The organism is Limosilactobacillus sp. DJ3M12, assembly GCF_947381695.1.
In the GTDB taxonomy this organism is placed as follows: Bacteria; Bacillota; Bacilli; order Lactobacillales; family Lactobacillaceae; genus Limosilactobacillus; species Limosilactobacillus kinnaridis.
In genome coordinates, this window is sequence record NZ_CANCWY010000001.1 from 343,719 (window position 1) to 365,805 (window position 22,087).

The following is a 22,087-nucleotide window of genomic DNA, read 5'->3' on the forward strand; positions in this document are numbered from 1 at the left end:
AACGTGGAAGCCAAATAGGCTAGCTCCGCGTCGTAATCATAAGACTCGAGGCTAAGTACGAACGATAATCAGCCCGTGCCGTGCTAATCACCGTTCTATCCTTAGCCTACCGCCTTGTCGAGAAGATTATTTTCCACTCCCATTATCTATAGGTCTACTAATTGATGTTTAACTGCATAGTGGAGAAGTTCTGCGTGTGAAGCAAGGTTTAATTTTTGCATAATCTTTGTCTTATGGGCTTCAACAGTTTTAGGGGATATAAACATCTTAGTAGCAATTTCTTTGTTAGTATATCCGAGAACGATTAACGGTAAGATTTCTTGCTCACGTTTCGAAAGAGCAACGTAATTTCCTAAATCGAAGTGCGGAGAACCGCCTTTGATAACTAATAAATCTTTCTTCGTTACCATAATATTATTGTCTAAGTATTTTTCACCATTAATAGCGTGTCTTAGGGCATGAACTAGTTCTTTTGGAGAGGAGCTTTTAAAGATATAGCTATTTGCGCCATTATAAATTGCCTGATTGATGTATTGAGGTTCATTGCGAGAAGAAAAAATAATAATTTTGGTGTTAGGGAAATGTTCATGAATTCTTTTGATTGTGATCAGACCATTTTCACCAGGTGGTATCGCTAAATCCATAATAATGATATCAATGTCACCTTGTTCAACCCGTAATGAGGCATCTATTCCGGTTGTTTCTTCAGCAATTACTTTAAAATTATCTAGTTGTTCAACCAGATTTTTAACTGCCATTCGAATGATGGGATAATTATCCGCCACAAGTACTCTATACATCAATAAACCTGCTTTCATTCTTAAAGTTATCTCTTCTTCAGTATCTTCTTTTTGCTAATAATTATCAAGATCCAAAAGTTATTTTTCACACTTGCTGAAATAGTTTCAATAAACGGCTGGAATAATTGTGAAAATTTATTGCAGAATAAAACTAATGCTGTAAAATAAAAGAGGATCATTGATGACATGACAACATCAATGATCCACAGTAGAAGTATGTTGGCGAAAGTGATTGCAGAATCACCTTCACCTTTTATTATACCAATTTTTTGTCCTAATGTAATAAAGATTATCTTTTTATCTATAAATTATTTTATGAAAAGAGTGGAAAAGGCAAGAAGAGCAATCAAAAAGCCAATTTTAACAATTTTATTAAGTTGATTGAAGAAAAAATAATAATCATCTAATAATTAATGCATTTACGGATTGTTTGATCTAGAATATAATTATTAGCTATTCTTGAATCAGAGAAAGGTGAAGCATTGATGGCAGAAAAAACATTTACAACAACCGAACTCGCTGAGTTCGATGGTCGAAATGGACATCCTGCATACGTTGCCGTTAAAGGCGTTGTTTACGATGTCTCTAACGTTCCGCAATGGAAGGATGGTAAACACCATGGAAACCTTGCTGGTCGTGATTTAACTTCAGTAATGCCTCGTTCTATCCATCTGGAATCAGTCCTTGAAGGTATCCCTGTTGTTGGCAAACTAGTTGACTAGGAATAACTATGTAAAAAGCTAGGAATTGGTAGTTTTAAACTATCTCTTCCTAGCTTTTTATATTGTAACTTTGAAATAAGCTTGCAAGTATTTCGCCAGCCCGTTATGCTCGTTATCAATTGGGGTCACATCATTAGCAATACTTTTAAGCTCAGAAATGGCATTATGCATTGCAACGCCACGTCCAGCTGCATCAAGCATTTCTAAATCATTATGCTCGTCACCAAAAGCAATAATATTTTGCCGGTTAATTTGGTACTGCTTAGCGATATAAAACATTCCTGACTCCTTATGAGTGCCACGATGGATCAGTTCTAAGATGTTGTAAGGGCCACCCCATACTCGTGGTTCAACAAAATCGCCGTATTTTTCATTAACTGCTTTAATGATTTCTTCTTGGTGTTCTGGTTCATATTGGATCGTCATTGCGATTGGATTGCCTGTTAAGTTAGTCGCGGTTAGGATTTGATCATCGCGCAACTTGTTCGGTAAGAATTCGGGTAAATCATTACTAGCTTGATTAGCCCATACATGATGTTTATTTTCAACGGTAATTGTTTTAATTCCTAGTTCTTTCCGGTGGGCTAGAAGATCGAGGGCTAGCTCCCGTGTTAATTCAACATCATATTCTTTATCCCAGTGTTCATGAGGTATATGCGTTAGGGCCCCATTAAAGTTTACCATCGGAGTTTTAATCCCAATTTCATCGTAAATATGTTTGGCAATTCGGTAAGGACGGCCAGTGATGATGCTGACAATATGTCCATCCCGGGCAAGGGCACGTAAAGTTATAATTGTCTCGTTTGTTAATTTCGATTGATTATTTAATGTTGTGCCATCAAGATCAAGCGCAATCAAGTGTTGATCCATTACTATCTCACTTCTCTTTCCATAAAAAATTCAATTATAATATTGTAAACAAAAACTTAACGCTTTGCCAAGTATTTTGACTTAAAAAGACTAAAAAATACGTTACAATAAAGATATTACAGTAAAGAGGAGCGAAAAATAACGTGCAATTACCAAATGAATTTGTCACGAAATACAAAAAACTAATGGGAGCAGAGGCCGATGAGTTTTTATTAGCACTTGCTCAGTCAAGTTATAGTGGTTTTCGCGAGAATCCATTAAAGAACGGACAGCCGGTTGCAACAATTGAAAAAGCCACGGGAAAAGTACCGTATGTGCCGACAGGATATTATGGTCAAGTGAATGGAAAATCATTAGACCATGTTACTGGATGGGTATATAGTCAAGAGCCGTCAGCAATGTTTGTAGGAGAAGTGGTTAATCCACAAGCTGGAGAACGAGTGCTAGACTTGTGTGCAGCTCCGGGAGGTAAAACAACACACCTCATCGCTAAAATGAACAACCAGGGACTATTAGTTGCTAATGAAATTTTCCCTAAACGGGCGAAAATTTTGGCTGAAAACCTGGAACGATGGGGAGCAAAAAATGCAGTTGTTACTAGTGAGAGTCCCGCAGATTTAGAAAAACAATTTCCTCAATATTTTGACCGGATTCTTGTTGACGCGCCTTGTTCGGGAGAAGGAATGTTTAGAAAAGAGCCTGCCGGAATTGAATATTGGTCACCAGAATACCCTGCTGAGTGTGCTAACCGTCAGCAGAAGATCCTAGCATCCGCAATGAAAATGCTAAAGCCAGGAGGAACGTTAGTCTATTCGACCTGTACTTTTGCACCAGAAGAGGATGAACAAACTATTTCATGGTTGCTTGGTGATTATCCGGATTTAAAACTCGTCCCGATTGAAAAGGCAGTGGGGATGGATGATGGTCGTCCAGAATGGGCTGATGGCAATGAAGAGTTGAAAAAGACAGTCCGATTATTCCCGCACCATCTCAAGGGGGAAGGACATTTCATTGCTAAGTTAGTAAATGGTAAGCCAGAGTCAACTAATGAAAAGCGCAAAAAGAAGAATAAGCGGAAAAAGCAATCGATTGTTAAACCGGACAAAGAACAGATCAAACTCTTTAACCAGTTTGCTACAAGCGTTTTTCCAGACTATCAACCACACCAATTGATTTTATTTGGTGACCAGCTCTATGATTTGCCATTAGAAGAGGACAAAATCGAGGGACTAAATGTACTTCGGCCTGGACTTCACCTCGGTACTTTTAAGAAAAATCGATTTGAACCAGCGTTGGCATGGGCCCTTGCTAGCTTACCACAGGAGGCAAAACGGGTCATTGACCTAAACAGAGAACAGTGGCACCAATATGTCCATGGGGATGTAATCAATATTGATGCTGACCTTCCGAATGGTTGGTATTTACTAGTATGCGACAAACATACCGCTGGTTTTGGAAAGTTGGTCGGTAAAACAATCAAAAACTTTTATCCCAAGGGGTTACGTTTTTAAATTAGGAGGATTATCGAGATGAAAGAAAAAGCAGCCTTTCACGTTAATGGCTACCTCGGGTTACTCGGGGCGATTATTATCGGTTTAATTAGTTTGTGGCTGATGTTTGTTGGCTTTACGCGTAATTTTCCGGTAGTCCTGACAATTGGAATTATTTTATTCTTGATTGTGATTCTTTTTAGTACATCATTGACAATTATTCAGCCAAATGAAGCCAAAGTTTTAACTTTTTTTGGTAATTATATTGGGACTATTCGTGATGCGGGCTTATTTATGACGGTACCATTTACAAATAAGGAGACTGTTTCTCTTCGTGTCTGCAATTTTAATAGTCAAATTTTAAAGGTCAATGATTCGAAAGGTAATCCAGTCGAAATTGCGGCCGTTATTGTCTACAAAGTTGTCGATACCGCAAAAGCACTCTTTTCGGTCGATGATTATGAGCAATTTGTTCAAATTCAAAGTGAGTCTGCGGTTCGTCATGTTGCTAGTGAATATCCCTATGATAGTTTTGAAGATCAAGATGCAATTACCCTTCGCGGGAATCCCACCGAAGTATCAGAGCGTTTAACTGCTGAACTGCAAGAACGGTTAAATGTCGCGGGGGTCAAAATTATTGAAACACGGTTAACGCACTTAGCCTACGCAACTGAAATAGCGAGCGCCATGCTGCAAAAACAACAGTCATCAGCAATCCTATCAGCGCGCAAGATAATCGTTGAGGGGGCTGTTTCAATTACTGAAGAAGCGATTGAACGCCTAAGCAAGGAAGCCAACCTTGATTTAACAGATGAGCAACGTTTGCAAATTATCAATAATATCATGGTAGCAATTATTAGTGAACGGGGAACGCAACCAGTAATAAATACAGGGACACAAGGATAAATGATATATTTAACAATTTTAATGGCTGAGCGCGTTGGTTTAATTATTATTCTAGCGTTTTTGCTGGTTAGTGTACCCCTATTTCGCCGCCTGTTATTTAATCAAACCATTAGTGCCAAAATTCAGCTAACGATTCTTTTTTCTATTTTTGCTATTATGGCTAATATGACGGGAATAGAAATTGACGCAAATAACCAGTTGCATAATAAAATTATTCTTACGGCCATTTCAACAAATGACTCGATTGTCAATGTCCGAATTTTGGCTGTTTCAGTTGCTGGAATTATTGGTGGGCCATGGGTTGGTAGTTTAGTAGGATTAGTAGCGGGGGTCCATCGGATTATTCAAGTGCACCCCTGCAAGGTTGGTTTTATGTGCCCAGCTCAGTTTTGATTGGTGCGCTTTCTGTTTTTTTGTATCATGATCGAAAAAGTTATTTTAAGGTAATGACGCCGTGGCATGGTTTTATTGTGGGGATTTTGATGGAAAGTATTCAAATGCTTTTTATCTTACTATTCGGTCCCACGGGATGGGTCTTAGTTAAATATATTGCCCTGCCAATGATCTTGGTTAATTCACTGGGGACATCGATTTTCTTATCAATCATTTCAATGTACCTTCACCAAGAGGAAGAACTGCGCGCTATGCAAACTCATTCTGTCTTGCAATTAACAAATGAAACCTTGCCTTATTTTCGTCAAGGATTAAATAAAAGCTCAGCGCAACAAGTAGTCAAAATTATTAAAAAATATACTAATTTTGATGCAGTGAGTATCACTGACAGACAACGAATACTGGCGCATATTGGGGCTGGTGATGATCACCATATTCCAGGAAATAGGTTAGAAACTTCTTTATCCAGTAATGTGATCAAAACGGGCCAAATAAAGATCGCAAATAATAGTAAAATAATTGGTTGTATCGATCCCAATTGTCCTTTAGAAGCAGCGATTGTTGCTCCTCTGCGAATTGGGAATGAAGTTATCGGCACGTTAATGATCGATGGCATTTAACACCGGTTGAAATTCAGCTAGCAATCGGTCTATGTGAGATTTTTGCTAACCAAATTGCATTAGGTGAAGCAGAAGTGCAGGCGCTGCGCAAAAGCCAGGTGAAACACGGCTTAAATTAGTTGAACGTAACTTAAAGATTATGAAGGAAATCGTTCAAGAAGTAGTTAATACCGGGTTTAATGGAATCCTCTTAATTGCTGCCAACCCAGTCGATATCTTGACATATGCTGTTCAAAAAATTTCTGGTTTTCCAGCACATAAAGTAATTGGATCAGGAACCTCTCTTGATTCGGCACGCTTAAGAGTAGCGATTGGTAAAAAGCTAGCTATTAATCCCCGAGATGTTCATGTTGATATGTTAGCAGAGCACGGTGATTCAGAATTTGCTGCTTATTCTTGTGGGACAATCGGTGGAACGCCTTTAATGGATTATGTTTTAGCTAATGGGCTAACAAAGCAAGAATTGTTAAAACTAGAAGAACAAGTACGTAATAAGGATTATGAGATTATTAACCGGAAAGGCGCAACATATTATGGAGTAGCGACTGCTTTGGCAAGAATAACAAAAGCAATTTTGTATGACCAAAGTACAGTATTACCCGTAAGTGCATATTTAGATGGTGAATATGAAGAAAAAGATATTTACCTCGGGACACCGGCTGTAATTGATAAAGACGGTATTCAAAGGGTAATAGAATTACCATTAGATTCGCGTGAACAAGAGGCTTTAATTAATTCAGCATCAGTTTTGCGTGAAACGACAGCCAATGGAATGACTAAAGCGGGTCTATTGAACTATCTTTGGAAATAAATAAAAATGACTAAGATTGAGGAGCAATATTTTCCTCAGTCTTAGTCATTTTTGCATTATAGTGACCGATGATGGTTATTTATTTGTTTCGATTAAGTGTTTAGCCAATGCAAAATTACCGAGAGTAGCAGAGCCATTTCCTGGAACAGAAGGGTTGACAATATATTCATCGAGCGATCCAACTGGAAGATAATCATTCCATAACATTGCAAATTGCTTCCGAACCCGTTCAAGAAAGGCTGGGCGCGAAACACTTCCACCGAAGATAATTTTTTGTGGCCGCAAAATGGCAGTTACCTGAACTGCCGCTTGTGCAACGTAATAGGCCATGATATCCCAAACAGGGTGATTATCAGGAACATCTTCGCCGCTAATACCGAGCCGCGCCTTGAAAGTTGGTCCAGCTACCAATCCTTCCAAGCAATCGTGGTGGTAAGGGCAGATACCAGTAAAGTTTAGATCAGCTGGGTGGCGTTGTAAGCGAACGTGGCCCATTTCAGGGGTACTAATTCCACCAATAAAGCGGCCATTTTGAATTGCTCCAGCACCCACGCCAGTTCCAAGGGTATAGTAAACCAAGGCCGGATTATCATACTTATCTTTTAAATTGACATATTCACCGTAAACCGAACCATTGACGTCCGTTGTCCAGTAGACGGGAATATTGAGGGCGTCAGTCATTGTGCCGACAAAATTGCAATTTTGCCACTTAACTTTAGGAGTATCAGTAATATAACCGTACTTTTCACTAGCCGGATTAGTATCAATTGGTCCAAAACTGGCAATTGAAAGTGCAGCTAGTTCAGGATACTGCTTAAAAAATTCAATTGAAGCCCCTAAAGTTTCTTCGGGGGTGGTTGTAGGGATGATTTTTTTATCAATTTCATTAAAATTTTCGTCACCGACAGCACAGACAAACTTAGTACCGCCAGCTTCAATACTTCCTAATAACATAATCAAAAACCTCATTTAATTAAAGTGAACGTTTATCAATCTGATAACCATGTTTGAGTATAAACCTTAGAAAACGGTATCACAAGCACAATTACTCTCTTTTTACTTATAAAACGTTTCACTAATTCAAATTAATTTCTGAACTTTCGCGCCAAGTGGCTTTGGCAGGCAAATTAATATGAATAGGGATTTCATTTGGATTATTCAGACGGTGGACTAGTCTTTGAACTGCTATTGTCCCCATTAAAAAACTCGCTGGATTGATCGATGAAAGAGACGGAACTAAATATTCAGCAATATCCGAATCATTATAGCTAATAATTTGAAGGTCTTGGGGAACTTTAAGCTGGTGTTGCTTCAGGGCTCGATATGCGCCGATAGTTAGTTGGTCACTAGCTATTAAGGCGGCCTGAAAATTATCTTTCAAAAGAGTATTCATGCTGTCAAAGCCATCTTTAGGAGTCCACCCATTAAGGACAATCAATGGAGAAATATTATGAAGTCTTGTCCACATCAAATAGGCCTTAGCTCGAATATCTTGATACGAGTCTGTCGTTTCGCCATTATTATTCATGGGATGAATATTTCCACCGATAAAGGCGATTTTATTAAGTCCATTTTCTAGTAACTGATCAAGAACGATCTGAGTGGCTTCAAAATACGAATTACGGATAATATCGTAAGCGGGGAGATATCGATAGTCGTCAATTAAAACGATATGGGGATTGTTTTTAGCTAAATTAGCGTAGAATTCTTGCGTAAAAACTCCGGCAACAATTACGCCATCATATTTTTGAGCGTCAGTAAATTGAAAGGCTTTATTGGGAAAACGAACAAAAGCTTTGATTTGAATGTTTTGCTTGGAAGCTTCCTGAATAATTCCATCATGGACTTGAATGAAGTAAGGGTCATGAGCTTCTGTCTCGAGCGAATGAGTTGTAAGCACTAGAATTGAACGAGGAGTTGGCGGCGGAGTAACGGTCCTGTTTAGGTGGGGATGGTAATTATACTTTGCTGCTACTTTTTTAATTCGTGCTCTTGTTTGTTCACCTACTGAAAAAGATGAATCATTGCTTAAGACACGTGAAACGCTGGCAGGAGATACACCAGCCTCACGTGCTATTTTTCTGATACCAGTCATAGGAAAACCTCCTTTTAATCAATTTCTAGCATAACATATTTTTAGTAAACGTTTAGTAGTCAATATTGACAGATGATTGCTGGTATATCAATAATGAAAGCGCTTGACGAGAGATGACTAAACGTTTATTATAGAATCGATTTCAAGAAAGGGGCCACAACGAATGATTACATTTGATGAACAACAACGTGTTTTTCACTTAAAAAATAAAGAAATTTCCTATTTATTTTCAATAGAAGAGGGAAATATCCTCAGTCACCTTTATTTTGGACCGGCAATTCGTAACTACCATGGTGAACGCCGATATCCACGAGTTGATCGTGGATTTTCAGGGAACCTTCCTGGATCGATGGACCGAACTTACTCTAAAGATGATTTGTTGCAGGAGTATTCGGGAAACAATACCGGAGACTATCGTGTGCCTGCAATTATTATCAAAACAGAAAATGGTTCACGACTGACTGATTTCCGTTACAAGTCTTATAAGATTTTACCGGGGAAGCCCAAACTAGCTGGGTTACCTGCATCTTATGTTAAAAGTGATAAAGAAGCAGAAACATTGGAAGTTACTTTGGTTGATGAAACAATCGGTGCACAACTTATTCTTTCATACACTATCTATAACGAACGGCCGGTTATTACACGGAATGCGCGGTTAGTAAACACAAGCAATCAAGAATTACGAATTGAAAAGATTGCCTCAATGCAACTGGATTTAACTAAACATGATTATGACGTTATCTCCGTTCCAGGCCAATACGCTCTTGAACGACAACCTGAACGACAAGAATTACGTCGGGGAATAACAGAATTTTCTAGCCGTCGAAATTCTAGTTCTCATCATATGAATCCATTTGTGGCCTTAGTTGACAAGAACACTGATGAATTTCAGGGAAATGCTTTGGGAGTGCTCCTTGTCTACTCAGGTAATCACCAGTTTACCTTGGAAAAAGATCAGATCGACCAGATTCGCTTAATAACTGGAATTAATGATTATAACTTTGAATGGGTTCTTGAACCGGGAAAAGATTTTCAGACACCTGAAGCAATCATGGGCTTTAGTCAGTGTGGCTTAAATGGGATGTCACAAGTATTCCATAAGTTATTACGGGACCGGGTTGCTCGCGGTAAGTATCAATATGCAGACCGACCAATTGTTATTAATAACTGGGAAGCGACCTTCTTTGACTTTGATGATAAGAAGTTAGACCAAATTATTGATGAAGCAAAGCCATTGGGAATTGAAATGTTTGTTCTTGATGACGGCTGGTTTGGCCACCGGAATGATGATAATTCATCGCTTGGTGATTGGTTTGTTAACCAGGATAAGCTTACTGGTGGATTAAAGCGGGTAGCAGACCGGGCCCACGAGCATTGCATGAAATTTGGTCTCTGGTTTGAGCCAGAAATGATTTCAGTTGACTCTAAGTTATATAAGGAACATCCAGACTATGCCTTACATGAACCAAACCGTGGAATGACACTTTCTCGTAATCAATTAGTGCTAGACTTTAGCCGTAAAGAAGTCGTTGATAATATTTACAATCAAATGTGCTTAATTTTAGATAAGGTGCCACTTGACTATATTAAATGGGACTTCAACCGTAATCTTACTGAGGTCTTCTCTAGTGCAGCGGATGCAGAACATCAAGGAGAAGTTAGCCACCGTTATGTTTTAGGTTTATATGACTTAATGGAGCGGTTAGTTACCCGTTATCCTAATATCTTGTTTGAAGGCTGTTCTGGCGGTGGTGGCCGCTTTGATGCTGGTATTCTTTACTACATGCCGCAAAGTTGGCCATCAGATGATACAGACGCGGTTGAACGGTTAAAGATTCAATACGGAACATCTTTAACTTATCCAATCTCATCTATGACGGCGCATGTATCGGTTTCACCTAACCAGCAAACTGGCCGTTCTACCAGTTTTGAGATGCGGGGCGATGTTGCCATGAGTGGGGTCTTTGGATATGAACTTGACTTAGCAGATTTGACTGAAGAGGATCGGCAAATGGTAAAGGAACAGATCAAGTTTTATAAGGCTCACCGCCACTTAATTCAATATGGTGACTTTATTCGCTTAGAAAGTCCTTTTGATAGCAATACAGTCGCCTGGGAATTTGTCAGTCCGGATAAGTCAGAAGCACTGCTATTTATGTTTAAGCAGTTGCATACTAACCGTTTTGAAATTAATAATACCAAGATGGCAGGGCTTGATCCAACAATTGATTATCATGATGAAATGACTGATAAGACTTATGGTGGAGATGAATTGATGAATGTCGGTTTGTTCCGTGACCCGACTCGTACGGGGGACTTCACTTCCGAAGTGCATTACTTTAAAGGTAAATAATTTAAAATAATAAAAGAGGCTGGGAATTAACTATTAATTCTTGGTTCTCTAACAGTAAAATCCGGACTATGATTTTTGATCGATCCAAAAATCGTAGTTCGGATTTTAAATTATTTATGAAATTAGTCGCCAATCGACTAATTGATTGTCCCAATTTCGTTAGATTTAATGCCACCAGGGCTAGCCCAATGTCATTTTCCACAGCTCGTTGTCCGCGTAGATGAGTTCGGCATATGCCAAAATCCCTCTTCATGTGACCAAAGACTGGCTCAACGTCGAACTTCTGTCGACGATAAATTGCCTTGCCTTCGTCACTTGAGAGGGTTGCTTTTACTTTAGCCTTGTAATAATTCCACGTTGGGTTAACCTGCATATAGTGTTGCCGACCACTTGGTGTTTTTGCCAACTCATCCAATTGTTCTGACAGTTGGTGCTTATCCGCTCGATAGAGTTTGAAATCACGTTCGAAACCATATTTATCGGTTCGCCTACTATAACGATAAAAGCTAAAGCGAACTCCTAAATGATCGATGTAGTAATCATCTTCGGCATTATACTGCCAATTTTGTGATTTAGTTGGATCGTTTTTAAATTTATGTTTCTGTTCCTTTTGATAAGTTGTGTATGGAATAACAGGCTGCTTTTCAAACTGATCAAGAATCATTGTGTAATTGTACTCACTACCATAACCGGCATCGGCAACGATATGCTTAAAGAAATCTAAAGCATGAAACTGGGTAAGAAATGGCACTAAGGTCCTGGTGTCAGTTGGATTTGAAAAGAGCCCGTAATCAAGGACAAATTGCTTATGTGTAGCGATTTGCAGGTTATAGCCGGGCTTCAACTCCCGATTCATCATCGGATCTTCCTTCATACACATAAAAGTCGCATCATGATCAGTCTTGAAATAGCTATTACGACCTTGGAAGATATCTTCGGTACGTTCATACTTTTTGGCACGCGGAATTAGGTCGTTGCTTAATTGATGGCGAAGTTTTTTAGAAAACGACGGCGCCGTTTTCTAACTGAACCACCTTTGATGATTTTTGATTCTTGCTTAATCTCTTCATCTAACTTAATGATTTTCTCCGCAAGCTCTTGTTTCATTACTTCCATGCCTTCGGCAGAAGTAACCAGCTCGGGTGCCATTTCTTGCACCACTTGTTTTTCTACTAGTTCCCCATAAAGCTTACTCGTCTTTTCTCTTAACTTAGCGTGATACTTTTCAACCGCCCGCCGCCAAGTAAATGAATATTTATTGGCATCGGCTTCTACCTTGGTCCCATCGATAAAAACTGCATCATTTTGAATTAGTCCGTGATCTTTCAAAGCCATGGTAAAGTAGACAAAGGCATGTTTAATTAGCTTACTAGCGTGCTGACTGCGTCGAAAGTTATTGATGGTATGGTAGCTATAAGTATAATCATGGGCTAACCAACGCATTGGCAGGTTCTTATCCAACATCATTTCAATCTTTCTTCCAGAATAAGTTTGACGTGAGTAGGCAAACAAGAGAATCTTAAGCATAATTGCTGGATGCGATGAAGGGCGGCCGGTAGCCGCTCCTGAACCTTCTAATAGCACATTTTGTGGAATCGAGTCGACAAAATCACTAATTAGCCGCGCAATATGATTTTGTGGTAAATCATAGTTATAGTTTAGTACGAATTCGGTTTGTCCTATGGTATAATTTTGATACATGGAAATCGCTCCCTTTGGTTGTTTTTAGGGGTAATTACATCATATCAGGAACGATTTCCTGTGTACATAAAAACCGGATGATGAATTGTTCAAAAAATTCATCATCCGGTTTTTATTTTGGACTAGGAGTTTTTTCCCAGCCTCTTTTATTATTTTTTACTTTTTATTAATGCATCAATCGTCCACATCCAGATTGCATGTCCTAAAAATTCAGAAACATGTTCTTCAAGTGGTTGATCTTTTGCAGCAGGCACTGTTCCCATTAATGGCATTAACTTGAGGTGGAAGAAATCCCAAACAGCAATCCCGAATGGTATTCCATCGCCTTTTTTGATCCACGGCGCTAACTGTCCACCGATACTATAGAGAACTCCAAAACCAGCTGAGAAACTAAAGTGAACAACATAGCTTACCCATGGCAACTGTTGGCCGGAATAGGTATAAGTAGCATGTGTAATCTGTGTTGGAACGCCAAATTGCTCAAGCATTTTTTGTGGTGGGTTTGTTTGATCTCGCTCTGGTGTCCGTGGTGGGAGAATATTTTCCCAACCAAGTTTAACAAGGCCGGCAACAAGACCAGCCGTTATACCAACTGTAATTGATTTGCCCCAATTAATTTTATTCACTTCAATCACCATCCAAACCTTTAGTTATTAAATCAATTGTATCAATCTTAATAGGAATTTCAATTATTTAGGTTAGCGTAAGTGTCGTTGACGAGCATATGATAGTAAGTCTGTTCCTAAAACATATTCAACACGTGAAAGCTCGGTAAATGATGAGCAACCAAGGAGCGCGAGCAAGCGTTTGACAATCACTTGCCATTCACCGAGCGTTTGGTCTAATGCTTCATAGCCTTCATTTTGAAGAATATTGAGGAAGTAACCGGCAACACCAACTGCCCGGGCGCCTAATACACCAGCCTTGATAACATCGAGGGGAGAAGTAATTCCGCCAGAGGCAATAATTTCAGTTTTACCGCGCCGAATTGAATGAGCTTCCAATAGTGATTCGGGAGTTGTTTGTCCCCAGTCCAATAAACTCTCAAAATTAATATCATGGTTACGCCGATTCTCAATCGCTGCAAAGTTTGTCCCACCACGTCCACTAACATTGATGAGGTGAACGTCATGGGTTTGCAGTTTGGCAATCGTCGTTTTGCTCATTCCAAAGCCAACCTCTTTTACAATAACTGGGACTTCTAGTTCACTGACAAGGTATTGGATGTTATCCAACCAATTAAAATCGCGATCACCTTCAGGCATAATTAATTCTTGGGCCGCATTGATATGCAGTTCAAGGGCATTTGCCTTCAAAAGTGAAATAGCATTTATCGCTTGGTCAAGACTGGCATTTGCACTTAAATTTGCAAAAATAATGCCGTTTGGATTTTCTTCGCGAATTATTTCAAAAGACGAAAAGGATTGGGGGTCTTTTGAAATAATACTGAGAGATCCAGTTGCCATTGCTAAATGGTGTTTATGAGCTAATTGAGCAAGTTGTTGGTTGACTTTAAGGGCTTGATCACTTCCGCCAGTCATTGCCTCAATATAAAAAGGACATTCAATTTCTAAATTATCAGCTAACTGGACATGCAAATCAACATCATCTGTTGTCATTTCAGGTAAGCTATCATGAATTAGACGCACTTGATCAAAATAATGATGTTGATGAACCTGGTCATAATATTTGGCAGCTAATGAAAGGTGTTCGTTTTTTCGTTGGGCATGACGTGATTCCATCATGGAGCCTCCTTTGATCTACTTGTGAATGTAAGAAAGATGGTGCTTAACAGATTTCTTGAAGCTTTTTGCGTTATCGATAAAGTGTACGGATAAAGGAAGTTGTTCGATGCGGTTTTTGGCCCAGCTCTTTAGAACGTTCCCAAAGTTAGAGTTGCTATCAATAGCGACGATCCCACAATCACCGCCACCAGCACCAGATGTCTTAGCAGCCCCACCAAAAGATTCAGCGATTTGGCAAAGCTTAGATAATGATTCGGTTTCGATGTTTACCCCCGAATTAGTGCCGAGTTGTTTTAAGAGGTCACGGTTATAACGAATTTCATTTTTAATCGCTTCAAGATCTTGACGGTGAAAACCATCAACCATTCGTTGGATACATGATTTACTTTTTTCAAGAAAATGATGATATTCAGTTTGACGACGAGCTTTAAAAAGAGAAATTTTATCAACAAGTTGGGAAGTTGAGGCTGGTTTACCAGTCCAGCCAATTAAAAGTTCTAAGTTTTTGGGAGCAGTTAGAGACTCAATATTCAGATCAGGCCAAGGTAAATCAATGATCGTCTTTAGGTCAAGATACTTACGTTGTTGGGCAAGCCACTGCCGATCGAATGAATGATAGGAAATCCAACCACCATATACGGAAGCGGCAACATCACCCAACGAACCATTTCCTTGAACTTCAAAATGGGCAATTGCAGCTAATTTAAAGATTTGGTCCTTGTTAACGGGCAAATTATAGAACCGACAAAGAGCCTTAACAGTTGCTACAGTAACAGCGGCAGAGGAACCAAGACCATATTTTCGACCATTAGCACTGTCTAATTGACTGTCAATATGGATATTAAATATTCGTAAGTCGCGACTAAAAGTACGAGCATATTCTTCTGTAACTCTAATAGCAGAAAGAATGTAAGAAAAAGGATTGTCACGTTTGTCAACTACCATTTGGTCTCCTAAACGTCGCCAGGATAATTGATCGTTATTATATTGGCGACTAATAATTTGACCAACTTCTTGAGTGCTTTCCTCGATTGTACAGGTAACAAATTGATCTAACGCAACTAAAACTGCAGGATAACCATTTTCAACAACAGCATATTCGCCGGCAATATACAATTTACCGGGAGCTTTTTCAGTAATCAAAATTTAAAGTCCCCTTATCATTAAATTTTATTCATTCCAAATCTTTATTCCAGGTCCCGGTTGTGAAACTACCAACCGTTCTGGGCCAACAATATTACTTAATTTTTCAACAATTTTGCTCCGGTTTTCTCGGTCGTAAATCACTTTGACGTTCGGACCGGCATCCATTGTATAATAGCAGTTTATTCCCTGATTGCGCAAGTCTTCCACTGCTTTAATGATGGTTAACGTTTCACCATTAAAGTAGGTAAAACCAGGGTCAGCTGAAAAAGTAAGTGCGTGCATCCGAAGAGCATTTTCTTCAGCAATATGGCCGATTTGGTCAATATCTTTTGCTTTGATAGCTTTCTTTATGGCAACCATATCATTCGCTACTACTTGGCGCCAAGCATCATAGTAGGGTGAAGTTTCAACACTGGATTGCATTCCAGATCGACTGGAAACTTTTTTCCTTTTTGTATCAACTAAAACTGCTAACATTTCGATTGGAAAGTCAACATTTTCTAAAACTGGTTGTGCAAACGAGGATGCATCATCAGTTCCTTTTTGCCATTCAACCAATCCGCCATAAATAGATCTAGTTGCCGAACCGGATCCACGTCGGGCAAGTCGTGATAGATCACGGCTTGAGAGATTTAATCCGGCCGCAGTACTGGCAGCGCCTGCTAAGGCAGCAAATGCGGAAGCTGAGGAAGCAAGGCCGGCTGCAGTTGGAACATGATTAATTGACTCTACGCGTGCAAAAGCTTTTATTCCACTTAGTTGCCGAACAATATCTAGAACATGAACTACTTTTTTGGCCTCTTTCTTACTAAGTGTTTGTTGATCGATGGCAACTAAGTCTGAAGTAAGGTGATTATCAAAATTTACGGTAGTAGTGGTGTAAAACTCATTAAGCGTAAGGGAGAGACTGTCAGTTTGTGGAATGATTAATTCTTGATCCTTCTTTCCCCAATATTTAACAAGCGCAATATTAGTATGTGCTTTTGCAGTTGCCATTAGTTATTACCTCGCTTATCAAGTGGTTGAAGCCAAATATCATGTGCCCCGTTCTCTTTTAGGATACTTGCAAGGCGGCGAGCTCCCATAGCTGTTTGCATTAAGGCGATCATACAACCGCCACGACCACCACCAGTTAATTTTGCACCAAGAGCTCCATTATCACGTGCAACATGAATAAGGTGATCTAATGATGGGTCTGACACGTTGAGAGCAGCTAAATCAGTTTGCGCAAAGTTAAGAGCATCGCCTAATTTTACAATGTCATTTTGTGTAAGATAGTCTTTTGTTTGGTTTACTAATTCACCGAGATGCTTAATATGTCCTTCAGCTTTTTCATTGTTATTTTTCAGTTCATCTTTAACTGCCAAAATAGCTTCCTTAGTAGCACCTTTTTTTCCAGTATCAGCAATTACTAAAGAGGCATCAAGGTTCATTTCAATTGGTACCCCAATCCGCCCCTTAACATAAAAAAGCGGTTTATCTGAACTGACAGTAGCAGCGTCTAAACCGGATGGACTACGATGTGTAATTTGTTCTTCGACATCTGCAAGCTGAAGCAATAATGTTCGATCGAGTGGTTCATCATAATAATCAAAGAATGCTCGAATAATTGCAATCGCACTGGCGGCAGACGACCCCATTCCTCGTTCAGCAGGTAATTGACTTTCAATTTTTAAGTCCCAACCAGTTTCGTGGTCATTAAACCTTGCAGATAAAGTGTCAATTAATTTTTTAATTCCGATCATGGAGGAAGGTAAATTTCCTAGACTACCATGATAATAACGGCTTTTAATAATTCGCTGGTTATCTTGGCGACTGCTGAGCGTAACTGATAATTGAACGCTTGGCAATGGTAAGGCTATTGCCGGTTGACCGTATACTACGCTATGTTCTCCCATTAAAATGATTTTCGCATGGCTAGTACCAATCCCTTGTTGTTTCACCATCGTAACCTACTTTCTATATAAAAATTCAAACTTAATCATAGCATAAAACAGTGATTCTAGCTAAAAGCGATTGTGGATGTTACCAAATCTAAACATTTTAGCACAAAGAAAAGCCGATTCGTGTAAAAATGAGAAATTTATAGTAGAATGGTGTATCATTTAGTTTAGAATATTTAGTAACTTAATATAATAACTTCGGAGAAATATGGTGATAGTGTGACACAGCGTAGTAGTCAGCGCACAAAAAAGCGTGACAAGAAAGCGCCAATCTACTCAGTTGTTGATTTAGAAACAACCGGAACGAATGTTAATCATGGTGATCGAATCATTCAAATCGGTTGTGTTCTCGTTCAAGATGGCGAAATCATGAATCACTTTGAAACAAAAATAAATCCACGAGAGAAAATTCCTCGTTCAATTGTTCAATTAACAGGAATTGAAGATAAAGACGTACGAAAAGCACCTTTGTTTGAGGACATTGCTGGAACTATTTATAGTTTGTTGGCGGAAACGACCTTTGTGGCTCACAATGTTAATTTTGACTTTCCTTTCCTAAATGCAGAATTAGAGCGAGCTGGATATCCCTCATTATCAATTCCTGCAATCGATACTGTAACCCTTAGTCAGATTCTTCTTCCTACTGCAAAGAGTTTCCGTTTACGAGACTTAACTAGTTCGTTGCATATTGAGCATGATCACCCTCATAGTGCAGTATCAGACGCTGAGGCAACTGCAGACTTACTTAATGACTTGTTAAAACGAGTTCAAGAATTACCAACGCTTACGCTTGAAAAGATTACTCAGTTGAAGCTCAACCTACCTCAGCAAACAGCCGGGGTTTTTGATGCTGAATTGCAGCGTCGACGTAAATCGCCCCAGCCATTAAGCGAAGAGTTGTATGTCTCTCACGGAATTGTTCTTCATAAATCGCGGCCGATTACTGCTAATGGTCAGCGAGAAAAGCATAAATATCCTTCCACTAAAAAGGCAAAGGAAAAGCTATACGGAGATACGTTGAGATTGCGGCCTGTTCAAGCCAAAATGATGAACAGCATTTACAATAATTATACTCATGCTGAACCCCAAAATATGATTGTCGAGGCTGGAACTGGAGTAGGGAAGACATTGGGCTATCTTTTTCCGCTAAGTTATGTTGCATATCTTGATAAGAAGATTGTCGTCAGCACAGCAACTAATATCCTCCAGCAACAAATTATTGATACATCAATCGCACAGTTAAATAAGGTGTTGCCTTTTAAAATGAATAGTGTGATTATCAAAGGAAACGCTCATTATATTGATATTGCACGTTTTGTTCATTCCTTAAGTGTGATTGAAGATTCGAAGCTTGTTCAGTTGTTAAAAGCTAAAATTTTAGTATGGCTGCTTTCAACGCAAAGTGGGGACCTTGATGAACTTAATTTAAATTCTCAGCAGTCGCCATACTTTACTGAAATTCGTCATCAGGGTATTCGGAGCTTGAATCCAGCAAATGCCTTTTACCATGATGATTTTCTCGTTCGGCGGGAAAAGCGGCTTCATCAAGCTGATATTATTATTACGAATCATGCGTACTTGGTTGCTCATGCCCAGGAATTAGGGGATGGAACTCGTCGCCCATACTTAGTAATCGATGAAGCTCAGCACTTAAGCGAAAGTATCTTAAAACGGTCACGGCGAACATTTAATTTTCAAAAATTGCGCACAGCAGTTCATATAATGTCTGGGTTAGTTAATAATGGCAATGACCGGAACTTAACTGATATTTTCGCTGAACAGGCACTAGGCAGTTATAATGTTGAATTGCTTCGTGGTGATCTCAATGCAGTAGAAGAAGCGGTTGACCTTTTCCAGCAAGCCCTTTACCGTCAATATATGGCAAGCGCTACTGGTAATCCTGATAATGAATTAATTGAACAACCACTACAAAATGATCAAGTGATGGCTCTTTTAGATATTAGTGGGCCCGTGATGATGAAGCTAGAGCAGGCATTAAGCAGTGTGCAGCTTCATTTTTCTGCCCTCAGTCATTTATTTAGCAGTCAGCCAGACCGGTGGTTATTAAGTGATCGTTACCTCATGAGCCAATTTCAAAGTCAGCTTGCAAAATTAATTGAAGCCGATCAGACACTAAATGAATTTAACGAAACACTTCAACAACAAGGAGAGGCTGCTGCTTTTTGGATTACTATTCGCCAATCAAGTGAACAAAGTGCCTTACAGCTTAGTGGGGGGCTATTGGAAGCAACCCATTACCTCACAAAGAATGTTTATCCATATTTTGCTCAACCATTATTTGTGGGGGCGACATTGTTTACATCGCCACGATCGCCGTATCTTTACCACCAGTTAGATTTAGAGCGCAATAATACTTTAACGCGTCGATTCGCATCTCCATACAATTACAAACAGAATGCTAAATTATTGATTGCAGAAGATGCACCAGTACCGAGCGCTCAAAATAACAGTGATTACATTAAATATCTCAGTGACACGATTTACCAATTAACGAAGAATGCTGATTATCAGACAATGATTTTATTCAACTCACTGGTGATGATTGAGCAGGTATATAGCCAACTTCGTGAAACGGATCTATTTGATCAGCGGGATATTTTAGCCCAAGGAATTACGGGTAATCGTGATAAAATCTTAAAACAGTTTAGTGGTGGAAAAAATTCGATCCTTCTTGGTGCTTCTAGTTTTTGGGAAGGGATAGATTTACCAGAGTCCGCTCTTGAACTCTTAATTATTACGCGCTTACCGTTCGATTCGCCTGATGAAATAATGAATCGTGCTCATAATAAGTTACTTCAGCAGCAGGGGAAAAATCCGTTCTATCATTCAGAATTGCCAAAAGCAACGATGCGGTTACGTCAGGGGATTGGACGATTATTACGGACAGAAGATGATCATGGGGTTGCAGTAGTTCTTGATCCACGACTACAGACAAGACGGTATGGGAAGACTATTTTGAGTAGTCTGCCCACTGATTTACCGGTTAATAGCAAAAAAACTGCTGACTTGATTTCAATTACTCAGAAGTTTTTACGAAATGGTAAAGAGGACAAAGTTAATTAAACTTTATCAACTTTTAATTACCGATTTCTGGTATAATCGAAAACGATTGTCATATAAGAATCTAAAAAACTAAAGAGATAAGAGGGAAAAGATATGCAAAGTCGACGTGAAGTTCAGCGTGAACAAAGTCGCGGTTCCTCAATGCGGACAATTCGTAACCTTTTGATTGCGATTTTACTAATCTTGTTAATAGTGTGGAGTGTTTTTGCAGTTAGCAATCAGCCGCGAAATTCAGCGCGACGACAGACAATTTCACTTGCTGAAAAATATGCTCATCTTCAATCTCCTGACCAATTTTATATTTATAATCGAGAGAATACTTACTATACGATTAGTGGCAAGAATCAGCAAAACCAACCGATCTTGGTTATGGTTCCCCAACACGGTGGCAAGATCAGAGTTCTAAAACAATCAAGTGGGATTACTGCTGCGAGAGCACGAGCGATGACAAAATCAAATCGTGATCTGCGAGAAATTTTAAAAGTTGCTCCCGGGATATTTAATGACAAGATTGTCTGGGAAGTAACATATCGTAATCAAAAAGGGAACCTCTGCTACGATCTGATTAATTTTAAGACTGGACAATACGTTCAAAATATTAATAACCTTTAATAAAAGCTGAAACTAATAGAGGCTGGGATTACTCAGTCTCTTTACTTTTGCAAAAATATTTTACTAAGAGAGGAGCTGATTAAATGCCAGATGCAAGCCTTTTACAACATTATTTGCAGGCAGGAGAAACAAATATAAGCAACTTATTGCTACATCATTATAAAGAGTTGGGGATGACAACTTCTCAATTTGTCTTATATCTTCAGTTCAAATCCTATCAGGACCGAGGAATAATGAATCCGGATGTTCGTACAATTGCAAAGAACTTAGGAACAAAAGAGCGGCAGGTGTTTGAACAGCTTCACCAAATGATGACAAACCATCTTGTTGAGCAGAAGATGCGAAAAATGGAAGATGGTAAAGAAGATGCAATATATGATTTTTCGCTCCTTATCAATAAATTAGCATTGCTCAATGAGAATGACCAAGAGGAAACAATTAAGGTTGAAAATACTAATAGTCGGGTTGAGACATTTAATCAGCTAGAGGCCGAATTTGGCCGGCCACTCTCATCAATGGAATTGCAAATTGTTAATGATTGGTTGGATAAAGATAATTATTCGGCAATAATGATTAAACTTGCTTTACGGCAGGCAGTAATGAATAGTGCGCTAAATCTCCAATATATGGACCGGATTCTACAAAGCTGGGATCGTCAGGGCTTACGGACAGAAAGAGATATCAATGAGCACGAAAAGAGGTTTGAACAGCGAAAAGAGGCTGGACAAAAGCCAGAAAAGAAGACATTAAAAAAGCCTAAAATACCGATTTATAAATTAGGCGAATAAAATTAAAT

At 39.1% G+C, this 22,087-nt stretch carries 16 protein-coding genes and 3 pseudogenes; 9 read left to right on the forward strand and 10 right to left on the reverse strand.

The window, feature by feature from the left end; genetic code table 11:
* Positions 1-146 precede the first annotated feature (146 nt).
* Entirely contained in the window at positions 147-800 is a 654-nt protein-coding gene (locus QOS06_RS01910) for a response regulator (RefSeq protein ID WP_181462550.1), read from the reverse strand.
* Between the two features lie 485 nt (positions 801-1,285).
* Between QOS06_RS01910 and QOS06_RS01915 the strand changes: the two genes are divergently transcribed.
* Positions 1,286-1,522: a cytochrome b5 domain-containing protein gene (locus QOS06_RS01915; RefSeq protein WP_003666157.1), complete on the forward strand. Its 237-nt coding sequence runs from the start codon at positions 1,286-1,288 to the stop codon at positions 1,520-1,522.
* Positions 1,523-1,579: 57 nt separating this feature from the next.
* On the opposite strand, the gene QOS06_RS01920 is transcribed toward QOS06_RS01915, so the two are convergent.
* Positions 1,580-2,392, reverse strand: coding sequence for a Cof-type HAD-IIB family hydrolase (locus QOS06_RS01920; RefSeq protein ID WP_078009632.1), 813 nt, complete (start codon positions 2,390-2,392; stop codon positions 1,580-1,582).
* A 143-nt stretch (positions 2,393-2,535) separates the two neighbouring features.
* Here QOS06_RS01920 and QOS06_RS01925 point away from each other — a divergent pair, with 143 nt between their 5' ends.
* The 4 genes and pseudogenes from QOS06_RS01925 to QOS06_RS01945 form a co-directional block, all read left to right on the forward strand.
* Positions 2,536-3,903 carry an RsmB/NOP family class I SAM-dependent RNA methyltransferase gene (locus QOS06_RS01925; protein WP_283595428.1) on the forward strand — a complete coding sequence of 456 codons (1,368 nt, stop codon included), beginning with the start codon at positions 2,536-2,538 and terminating at the stop codon, positions 3,901-3,903.
* Between the two features lie 18 nt (positions 3,904-3,921).
* Positions 3,922-4,788, forward strand: coding sequence for an SPFH domain-containing protein (locus tag QOS06_RS01930; protein ID WP_003672105.1), 867 nt, complete (start codon positions 3,922-3,924; stop codon positions 4,786-4,788).
* Positions 4,789-5,905, forward strand: a pseudogene (locus QOS06_RS11105) (LytS/YhcK type 5TM receptor domain-containing protein); the annotation flags it as partial.
* Positions 5,878-6,612, forward strand: a pseudogene (locus tag QOS06_RS01945) (L-lactate dehydrogenase); the annotation flags it as partial. The pseudogenes QOS06_RS11105 and QOS06_RS01945, both read left to right, overlap by 28 nt.
* A gap of 75 nt (positions 6,613-6,687) precedes the next feature.
* Here QOS06_RS01945 and scrK read toward each other — a convergent pair.
* Together scrK and QOS06_RS01955 are read right to left on the reverse strand one after the other, a co-directional pair.
* Complete coding sequence (gene scrK, locus QOS06_RS01950; RefSeq protein WP_019253600.1) at positions 6,688-7,566, reverse strand: fructokinase ScrK; 879 nt, start codon at positions 7,564-7,566, stop codon at positions 6,688-6,690.
* Positions 7,567-7,687: 121 nt separating this feature from the next.
* Positions 7,688-8,707: a LacI family DNA-binding transcriptional regulator gene (locus QOS06_RS01955; protein WP_085650099.1), complete on the reverse strand. Its 1,020-nt coding sequence runs from the start codon at positions 8,705-8,707 to the stop codon at positions 7,688-7,690.
* A gap of 163 nt (positions 8,708-8,870) precedes the next feature.
* Between QOS06_RS01955 and QOS06_RS01960 the strand changes: the two genes are divergently transcribed.
* Complete coding sequence (locus tag QOS06_RS01960; protein WP_078009628.1) at positions 8,871-11,060, forward strand: alpha-galactosidase; 2,190 nt, start codon at positions 8,871-8,873, stop codon at positions 11,058-11,060.
* Between the two features lies 1 nt (position 11,061).
* Here QOS06_RS01960 and QOS06_RS01965 read toward each other — a convergent pair.
* The 6 genes and pseudogenes from QOS06_RS01965 to mvk form a co-directional block, all read right to left on the reverse strand.
* Positions 11,062-12,761, reverse strand: a pseudogene (locus QOS06_RS01965) (IS1182 family transposase).
* Positions 12,762-12,910: 149 nt separating this feature from the next.
* The gene (locus QOS06_RS01970; protein ID WP_004562319.1) at positions 12,911-13,399 is read right to left on the reverse strand and encodes a DUF1440 domain-containing protein; all 489 of its coding nucleotides are present in this window, start codon (positions 13,397-13,399) and stop codon (positions 12,911-12,913) included.
* A 60-nt stretch (positions 13,400-13,459) separates the two neighbouring features.
* A complete protein-coding gene (fni, locus tag QOS06_RS01975) occupies positions 13,460-14,506 on the reverse strand; it encodes a type 2 isopentenyl-diphosphate Delta-isomerase (RefSeq protein ID WP_004562318.1) in 1,047 nt (348 codons plus the stop codon).
* 15 nt (positions 14,507-14,521) lie between these two features.
* The gene (locus tag QOS06_RS01980) at positions 14,522-15,649 is read right to left on the reverse strand and encodes a phosphomevalonate kinase (protein WP_004562317.1); all 1,128 of its coding nucleotides are present in this window, start codon (positions 15,647-15,649) and stop codon (positions 14,522-14,524) included.
* A gap of 27 nt (positions 15,650-15,676) precedes the next feature.
* Positions 15,677-16,648, reverse strand: coding sequence for a diphosphomevalonate decarboxylase (mvaD, locus tag QOS06_RS01985; RefSeq protein ID WP_004562316.1), 972 nt, complete (start codon positions 16,646-16,648; stop codon positions 15,677-15,679).
* Positions 16,648-17,598 carry a mevalonate kinase gene (gene mvk, locus QOS06_RS01990; RefSeq protein WP_004562315.1) on the reverse strand — a complete coding sequence of 317 codons (951 nt, stop codon included), beginning with the start codon at positions 17,596-17,598 and terminating at the stop codon, positions 16,648-16,650. Before mvk ends, mvaD begins: the two co-directional genes overlap by 1 nt.
* 216 nt (positions 17,599-17,814) lie before the next feature.
* Here mvk and QOS06_RS01995 point away from each other — a divergent pair, with 216 nt between their 5' ends.
* From QOS06_RS01995 to QOS06_RS02005, 3 genes are all read left to right on the forward strand, one after another.
* A complete protein-coding gene (locus QOS06_RS01995; protein ID WP_085720000.1) occupies positions 17,815-20,679 on the forward strand; it encodes a helicase C-terminal domain-containing protein in 2,865 nt (954 codons plus the stop codon).
* A gap of 93 nt (positions 20,680-20,772) precedes the next feature.
* Positions 20,773-21,291 (forward strand): cell wall elongation regulator TseB-like domain-containing protein, encoded by a 519-nt coding sequence (locus QOS06_RS02000; RefSeq protein ID WP_078009577.1) that lies wholly within the window; start codon positions 20,773-20,775, stop codon positions 21,289-21,291.
* Positions 21,292-21,374: 83 nt separating this feature from the next.
* Entirely contained in the window at positions 21,375-22,079 is a 705-nt protein-coding gene (locus QOS06_RS02005; RefSeq protein ID WP_004562312.1) for a DnaD domain-containing protein, read from the forward strand.
* Positions 22,080-22,087: the final 8 nt, after the last annotated feature.